This window comes from Paenibacillus terrae (genome assembly GCF_005217525.1).
GTDB classification, from domain to species: domain Bacteria; phylum Bacillota; class Bacilli; order Paenibacillales; family Paenibacillaceae; genus Paenibacillus; species Paenibacillus terrae_C.
In genome coordinates this window covers 202,518-209,561 of record NZ_PNXQ01000002.1, presented here as the reverse complement: position 1 = coordinate 209,561, position 7,044 = coordinate 202,518, and the positions used below count along the sequence as shown (strand labels likewise).

The 7,044-nt window shown below is 43.2% G+C and carries 8 protein-coding genes and 1 pseudogene; 5 read left to right on the top strand and 4 right to left on the bottom strand.

The window, feature by feature from the left end; translation table 11 throughout:
* The 3 genes from C1I60_RS02725 to arsC form a co-directional block, all read left to right on the top strand.
* The coding region (locus C1I60_RS02725) for an ArsR/SmtB family transcription factor (RefSeq protein WP_137060402.1) at nt 1-311 on the top strand (311 nt) is incomplete at its 5' end.
* Nucleotides 312-491: 180 nt separating this feature from the next.
* Nucleotides 492-1,781, top strand: a complete 1,290-nt coding sequence (locus tag C1I60_RS02720; protein ID WP_137060401.1) for an arsenic transporter — start codon at nt 492-494, stop codon at nt 1,779-1,781.
* A 25-nt stretch (nt 1,782-1,806) separates the two neighbouring features.
* Entirely contained in the window at nt 1,807-2,226 is a 420-nt protein-coding gene (arsC, locus tag C1I60_RS02715) for an arsenate reductase (thioredoxin) (RefSeq protein ID WP_137060400.1), read from the top strand.
* 54 nt (nt 2,227-2,280) lie between these two features.
* Here arsC and C1I60_RS25130 read toward each other — a convergent pair.
* Both C1I60_RS25130 and C1I60_RS02705 read right to left on the bottom strand, forming a co-directional pair.
* A pseudogene (locus C1I60_RS25130) lies at nt 2,281-2,564 on the bottom strand (transposase); the annotation flags it as partial.
* 223 nt (nt 2,565-2,787) lie between these two features.
* Nucleotides 2,788-3,459, bottom strand: a complete 672-nt coding sequence (locus C1I60_RS02705) for a DUF1232 domain-containing protein (RefSeq protein WP_137060399.1) — start codon at nt 3,457-3,459, stop codon at nt 2,788-2,790.
* Nucleotides 3,460-3,594: 135 nt separating this feature from the next.
* Between C1I60_RS02705 and ytaF the strand changes: the two genes are divergently transcribed.
* Together ytaF and C1I60_RS02695 are read left to right on the top strand one after the other, a co-directional pair.
* Nucleotides 3,595-4,242, top strand: coding sequence for a sporulation membrane protein YtaF (gene ytaF, locus C1I60_RS02700; RefSeq protein ID WP_137060398.1), 648 nt, complete (start codon nt 3,595-3,597; stop codon nt 4,240-4,242).
* Between the two features lie 165 nt (nt 4,243-4,407).
* Nucleotides 4,408-4,572, top strand: coding sequence for a GerW family sporulation protein (locus C1I60_RS02695; protein WP_252361535.1), 165 nt, complete (start codon nt 4,408-4,410; stop codon nt 4,570-4,572).
* Between the two features lie 462 nt (nt 4,573-5,034).
* Here the strand turns inward: C1I60_RS02695 and C1I60_RS02685 are convergent, their stop codons facing one another.
* Together C1I60_RS02685 and C1I60_RS02680 are read right to left on the bottom strand one after the other, a co-directional pair.
* On the bottom strand, nt 5,035-6,387 hold the full coding sequence (locus C1I60_RS02685; RefSeq protein WP_137060397.1) for an alkaline phosphatase: 1,353 nt from the start codon (nt 6,385-6,387) through the stop codon (nt 5,035-5,037).
* A gap of 142 nt (nt 6,388-6,529) precedes the next feature.
* Nucleotides 6,530-7,009 (bottom strand): zinc ABC transporter substrate-binding protein, encoded by a 480-nt coding sequence (locus C1I60_RS02680; protein WP_137060396.1) that lies wholly within the window; start codon nt 7,007-7,009, stop codon nt 6,530-6,532.
* Nucleotides 7,010-7,044: the final 35 nt, after the last annotated feature.

The following is a 7,044-nucleotide window of genomic DNA, read 5'->3' as shown; positions in this document are numbered from 1 at the left end:
TAAAGCTACTGGGGGATAAAACCCGCTTGGCCATGCTTTCCCTGCTAAGAGAAAGAGAATGGTGTGTTTGCGAATTCGTGGACATCTTCGATATGTCGCAGCCTGCCATTAGCCAGCATTTAAGAAAATTAAAGTCGCAAGGGATCGTAAAAGAAGAAAAACGAAGTCAGTGGGTATTCTATTCCTTAAACGTAGACGACAAGCCTCATATTCAAGCTGTGCTTGAATGTATGCCAGATTCAAAGCATATTTTAAATTGGCTGAATAAAGAGGGATCCATAGCATCTTGTGGACCGGATTCCTCAGCTTAGCTTGCCCCTCTTAAAGGTTGTTCAGTTTATCTCCCTATGGAGATAATGCTGGTTTAAATATAAGTATAATATAAGTATATGCTTTAAAAATGATGTGAGAATGGTGGATTAAATAGAGAAAGGATTTGTAGAAAGAGCAGATAAAGAACTGGACATCATGGTATATGGAGGTTTTGTACATTGGTTTTGTTGGCATGCATTATATTTTTAGCCACTTTAGTGTTGGTGATCTGGCAGCCTAAAAATCTGTCTATTGGCTGGTCAGCCTGCGGAGGAGCCGTACTTGCTCTACTGTTGGGTGTCGTAGATTTGCATGATGTTTGGGAAGTTACTCGGATTGTCTGGAATGCGACTTTGGCTTTTGTGGCCATCATCCTGATTTCGTTGGTGCTTGACAAAATCGGCATTTTCGAATGGGCGGCGCTTCACATGGCACGAGTTGCGCGGGGAAGCGGAACCCGGATGTTCGTTTATGTGAGCGTTCTTGGCGCCGTTGTCGCTGCTTTTTTTGCGAATGATGGTGCGGCTTTAATTCTGACACCGATTGTTCTAGCGATGGTTCGGGCACTGAAATTGGACGAAAAAATGGTTTTTCCTTTCATCATAGCGAGTGGGTTTATTGCGGATACGACGTCGCTTCCGCTTGTGGTCAGCAACCTGGTGAATATTGTATCAGCCGATTTCTTTGGCATCACGTTTATGGAATATGCGGGCCGCATGATTGTACCTAATTTATTTTCCTTAGCGGCTAGTATCTTGGTATTGTATCTCTTTTTCCGCAAAAAGATCCCCCAAAAGTTTGATGCTGCACAGTTAATAGCGCCTGCAGAAGCGATTAAAGACCTAAAAATGTTCCGTATTTCCTGGATCGTTCTCGCGGTTCTGCTGGTTGGCTACTTTGCAAGCGAATTTTTTAATATTCCTGTTTCGGTGGTAGCCGGCATCGTTGCTATCTTTTTCTTGCTAATGGCGAGAAGAAGTCCGGCGGTCCCAATGAAAGAAGTTATTAAGGGCGCTCCATGGGCCATCGTGTTTTTCTCCATTGGGATGTATGTTGTGGTGTATGGTCTGCGTAATGCCGGTTTGACGGATCTGCTGGCTCATGTGATTCAAGCGGCTGCTGATCAAGGTATGTTTGTGGCCACCATGGGCATGGGCTTTATCGCGGCGGTTATCTCGTCGGTGATGAATAACTTGCCTACGGTCATGATTGATGCGCTTGCTATAAATGCCACCCATACAACCGGCATGATCAAAGAGTCGCTGATTTACGCTAATGTGATTGGATCGGATCTGGGGCCGAAAATAACCCCGATTGGTTCATTGGCCACATTGTTGTGGCTGCATGTGCTTAGCTCCAAAGGCGTGAAAATTTCTTGGGGAACTTATTTTAAAACAGGCATTATTTTAACGATTCCTACACTTTTTATTACCCTGCTGGGCTTATATCTGTGGTTAGTTATTTCATAATTGAACATTAAAGGAGACGTTTATGATGGAAAAAAAGACAATTTACTTTTTGTGCACCGGTAATTCTTGTCGGAGTCAAATGGCAGAAGGCTGGGCCAAGAAATACTTGGGAGATCGTTGGAATGTGTACAGTGCAGGCATTGAAGCGCACGGTCTTAATCCTAAAGCGGTACAAGCGATGAATGAAGTAGGGATTGATATTTCTGGTCAAACTTCGGATATCATTGATACTGTCTTGCTGAACAGCGCGGATTTGGTTGTGACCTTGTGCGGGGATGCTGCCGATAAATGTCCCATCACACCTCCACAAGTTCGCCGTGAACATTGGGGATTTGACGATCCGGCCAAAGCAGAGGGAACGGAAGAAGAAAAGTGGGCCGTCTTCCAGCGGGTTCGTGATCAGGTGGGAGAACGCATTAAACAATTTGCGGTAACTGGCGAATAATAGAGCGTCAAGTCGGGAGTCATAAATTTCGTGACGTGGAGACGAATCTGGTAAAATTTTTTTGAAAAATACGTTGTTAATGATATCACTCTTGAGCCACTTCCAGACGCCCTCCATGAGATTGAGATCGGGGCTGTAGGGCGGCAAGAATACAAGCTCCAAACAACGGTGTTTTTGTAAAAAGGATTGAAGCGCCCGGGCATGATGGATGTCACATTCGCTTGTTCGACTTCATAGTGATGGACTTGCCCCGTCTCGTAGTGGATCGCACCAAACAACTTGGCTCCTTCATGCTTGCTATGGGTTTGAATCTGTTGCTGTTTTCCTTTGGGAAACCAGTTATATAGGCCGGTCTATCTTTTTCGATAGGGTCTTTCAAGCAGCAAGTGATTTATGGATTGGGTACCCCTACATCCGTGATTAGGGATTCTTGGGGATATAACGAGTTAGAGTTGAAGTTGAGGCTGTCCCCTGTGCAGAGTTGTTTCTGCAAAGGGAGACAGCCTCTTTTTTTGACGATCCATGCATAGGTTCTTGCCCTGTCAGTATGACAATCCGAGGTCACGATTGGGACTTGCTGCTCCTCGTATTCTGGAGACGACCCAATACAATTTGCACGGCAATCGCATCGTCCAGATAACCTAAAGGAAATACATAATCGGGGATAATATCTGTGGCGGAGACGAAGTACAACAAGCCGCTGCCGAGGATCGAGCGCTCCTCCAGGGTGATATTATCGCTACTGTAGAGCTGATACATTCTCTTGAGCTCCTCAATGAAAGGTCCCGCGCCGTTGACGCTTTTTACTTTACCAGGAAAGTCATTGTGGATAATCTGAGCTCCTTCTTCGGTTAGGACATAGGGTTCGTATTTGCTCAGTTCTTTTTGAACCTGCTCGGCAGTAAACTGTTGGTCAATGAGGTTGGAGGCTTGAAGAATTTCTTTAATGCTGTTGATGGAGGAGTAGATATCGTTTGGGTGGTTCTGATGAGTAGGGGGAGTGGAGGCGACATAACCAGCAGCTTGGAAGAGTGGAGCAGAGGGAACGTCAAGATGAAAAGCAAAAGCTTCCAGATGTTCAGGCTTGGCTCTTTGCTTCCCGTTAACGATTCGCGATATGGTGGCCGTATCAATGCCGGTAGCAGCGCTTAGCTTGCGCATTGATAAAGAACGTTCTTTCAGCAAGGTGAGCAGTGTCTCACCCAGTGTGGCGTTTCTCTTCGCATCGGACATTTGCAGTTCACCTCACCTTGTGTTGGTGTTGAATCAAATGTTGAGGGGATCTCAACATTTTTAGAGATGATGAGCACCTTTTTGCAATATGCTCAATAGTATGACTGTAAACTGACAACAAGGAGTGAGGACCCCATGGTTGCGTGGCTTTTAATTTTTGGCTTTGCTTTATCATCCAGTCTGGATAATTTGGGTGTTGGAATATCTTATGGGATTCGGGGTATACGTATTAACTATTTATCAAATTTAATCATTGCGGTCATCTGTTTCATCCTTAGCATGACAGGGATCATATCCGGTCAGTGGCTGGCGAGGGTTCTTCCGGGTATATTACCCGTCCTAATTGGAGCATTGTTGCTGTTCATTGTCGGTACCCGCATCATTCTGCTGGCAGTACCGCGTAAGAAGCAGGAAACCAGACAGGACAGTGAAGAAGCCGGGGAGGAAGTGTCAGGCCGATCACTCGAAGGAATTCTACAAAATCCCGAAATCGTGGATAAAGACAAATCAGGCACTATTGGATACCTTGAGGCAGCGGTGCTGGGGGTTGCACTTGCTGCTAATGCCGTTACGAATGGGATCGGTGCAGGTCTGATAGGACTGTCACCCATTGCGATCTCTCTGACAGCGGCAATCGGCAGTTATATCACGGTTTGGCTTGGTGTGATCCTTGGACAAAAATTGTCGGCGATTCGTATCGGCTCTTTCACATTAGGTCAGTTCAGTACGGCCTTAAGCGGCGTTATCATTATTTTGATTGCTTGCAATACTTTTTTTGGATAAGTGAGCGTACTGCTAATTGAAGCCGTCCCTCCACTGATGTAGTGGAGAGATGGCCTTTTTAGTTTTTTATGCGGGCAAAGACAATTGATGCAACGATACGCAGTTTATTCTTTTTCAATCCTGACTACAGTGGCAAAATAGGACTATTGTAGAGAGGTGAATGGAATGACAGAGCATCCATTGCAATCTTTTGTCAGAACGGCGAAAGATCATTTAAAGGACATGGTGAATGTCAATACGGCCATTGGTGAACCAGTTACCGTATCTGACGGCACCAATGATTTCTGTTTTGAGCCATATGATACTTACAAAAAAATGAGACAATATTGACTCATATGATATTATATGTTTTTTAATTCATGTGATACAAAAATGGATCATTTGAACGTATGTGGATTCAAATTTCGTAATAAAAAACAAAGGAGAAGCCCAAATGGGATTAAGTTACAATGAAAACAATTTACTAAAACTCCTTGCCGTTGCCATAATTGACAGCCCAAGAAGCACAATCAAAGAATTAGCGGAAGCCTCAGGCATAAGTAAGGCAACATTGCACCGCTTTTGCGGAACAAGAGAAAATCTTGAGCTAATGTTAAACAAGAAAGCTTCTGAGGTTATTGAGAACATCCTTAAGGTGATAAATGCTGAAGTTACAGACACCGAGATTTTTGTCTCGTTGATATGTGGCATGATTGATGGCGAACGCAGAGGCAGAATTGCATCGACCGCAACGAAGATTAATAAGCTGCCTCCGGTCGAGTACCGGAAGCAGCTTATAGCTAGGATCTTTTGTTATTTATTTTTTTTCAGAATATCAAAAATGTTCTTTGCATTATCTGTATTGTCGATAAGTCCCGTAAACAATTCTTTCCCTGGCCCGTAAGCATATACCGGCACATCTTCTCCAGTATGACCACCTGTTGTCCAGCCAGCAAATGAACGAGTGTTGAAGATGGCTTCAATGGCATTATCGATTTTAACTTCGTCCTTTGTAGCAGAAGCAGTTTTGACCGATTGAACTTCACTTTCTGTAAGATCTAAGGAGATATATTTCTTAAGTGTATCTTCAACACTTGCGCCAGCAACAATTTCTTTAGCCATAAAATCTGGTGTGCGCGTTGCTGCTTTAATGGGTGCTACATTAAAGTTGTATTCTCCATTTGCACCGACCGAAAATCCGCCGGTAGAATGATCAGCAGTTGCAACTACTAATGTATTGCCGTCTTTCTTGGCAAAGTCGATTGCTGCTTTAAATGCTTTTTCAAAATCCGCCATTTCACTCATGGAAGCAACCACGTCGTTGTCATGACCTGCCCAGTCGATTTGGCTTCCTTCAATCATCAGGAAGAAACCATTATCATTTTTATTTAATCGGCTGATTGCAGCATTAGTCATATCTTCTAAAGAAGGTGTTTCTTTGGCACGATCGATGGCTTTATCTAGTCCACCTTGGGCAAACAGACCGAGAATTTGATCGTTTTTATTGTTCAGCAATCCTTCCCGATCAGTGACATAACCGTAACCGACTTTCTTGAACTCTTCAGTTAAGTTTCGGTCTTTACGTACAAAATTGCTTAGTCCACCACCAAGCATGACATCCACCTTGTGCTTTCCATTAATCTTTTCATCAAAGTAATCATCAGCAATAGCGTTCATGTTTTTGCGGCTAACATCATGTGCGCCAAATGCTGCAGGAGTAGCATGAGTGATCTCAGATGTTGCAACCAAGCCGGTAGATTTCCCGTTTTCCTTCGCTTGCTCTAATACCGTTTTGACATCAGTTTTATCGTTATCTACGGCAATGGCAGCATTATATGTTTTAACACCGGCAGACATTGCTGTGGCAGCTGAAGCGGAGTCTGTTATATTTTGAGACTCATCTTCCGGATACGTCGTTTGAGCACCTACAAGATACTGATCAAACTCTGTTTTTTCCATCAGAGGGGTTGCCGGGTTATCTTTCATATACCGATAGGCAGAAATATATGATGGCCCCATGCCATCACCAATTAAAAAAATTACATTTTTAATTTTTTTTGTGTCTGAAGCTGCTTGTGTAGAAGCTCCTCCTGACACAATGCCAGTAATTGTGATTGATGACACCATAACGATAGGTAATATTTTTTTGAAAAAATGGCCTAACATAAAGTACCCCCTATTATTTGTTCGTAGATTACCGATGATAATCGGCTAACACATAGATAATATTAGTATTCGTATATGAGGGGAGAGATAGTTTTATGTAATCAAAATGTAAAGTGGAAGAAATAAGTTGTTGGTTGGCACGTTAATTAGGCAATTTTAGTCCCAGCTTTTTGGCATTGTCTTGGATAAGCTGAACTAATGCTTGTTCCTCGGTTTCCGGATAGTTGCGAAGTTCCACAACTGAAACATTTGCTAGACTTGCAATTTCTGTTCCTTGAGGAAAATGGAAATTGTAAATAATTAGGGCTGGCTTTAAGGTTGCAAGCTCTGCTGCTTGTGTTAGGGTTTTATCTGTAGTTCCCATTTTTTCTGTAAGGGAGCTGATTAGTGTGCGCAACGTTTCCAGCGTATTCTCAGTGACGACCATACAACGATCTTCTTTTGGTACATCAGCCGATTCAAATATTTGTTTCATGAACGGTTCATATTCTGAGTAAATGACCATAGCAGCATCATTAACTTTTTTGATATCGTTGGACTTAAAATCATATTCGTTTGGATGCTTCATATCCACAGGAGCAAGAATCGAAACGTTATCTAACCCGGCCGTCTTCGCCAGCAATGCTGTTCCAACTGGTAGATGTTACTAGGCAGCGT

Coding starts and splice junctions, on each gene's coding strand:
- arsC (WP_137060400.1), top strand. CDS start 1,807: ATGGAAAAAAAGACAATTTACTTTTTGTGCACCGGTAATTCTTGTCGG.
- C1I60_RS02705 (WP_137060399.1), bottom strand. CDS start 3,459: ATGTCCGATGCGAAGAGAAACGCCACACTGGGTGAGACACTGCTCACC.
- ytaF (WP_137060398.1), top strand. CDS start 3,595: ATGGTTGCGTGGCTTTTAATTTTTGGCTTTGCTTTATCATCCAGTCTG.
- C1I60_RS02695 (WP_252361535.1), top strand. CDS start 4,408: ATGACAGAGCATCCATTGCAATCTTTTGTCAGAACGGCGAAAGATCAT.
- C1I60_RS02685 (WP_137060397.1), bottom strand. CDS start 6,387: ATGTTAGGCCATTTTTTCAAAAAAATATTACCTATCGTTATGGTGTCA.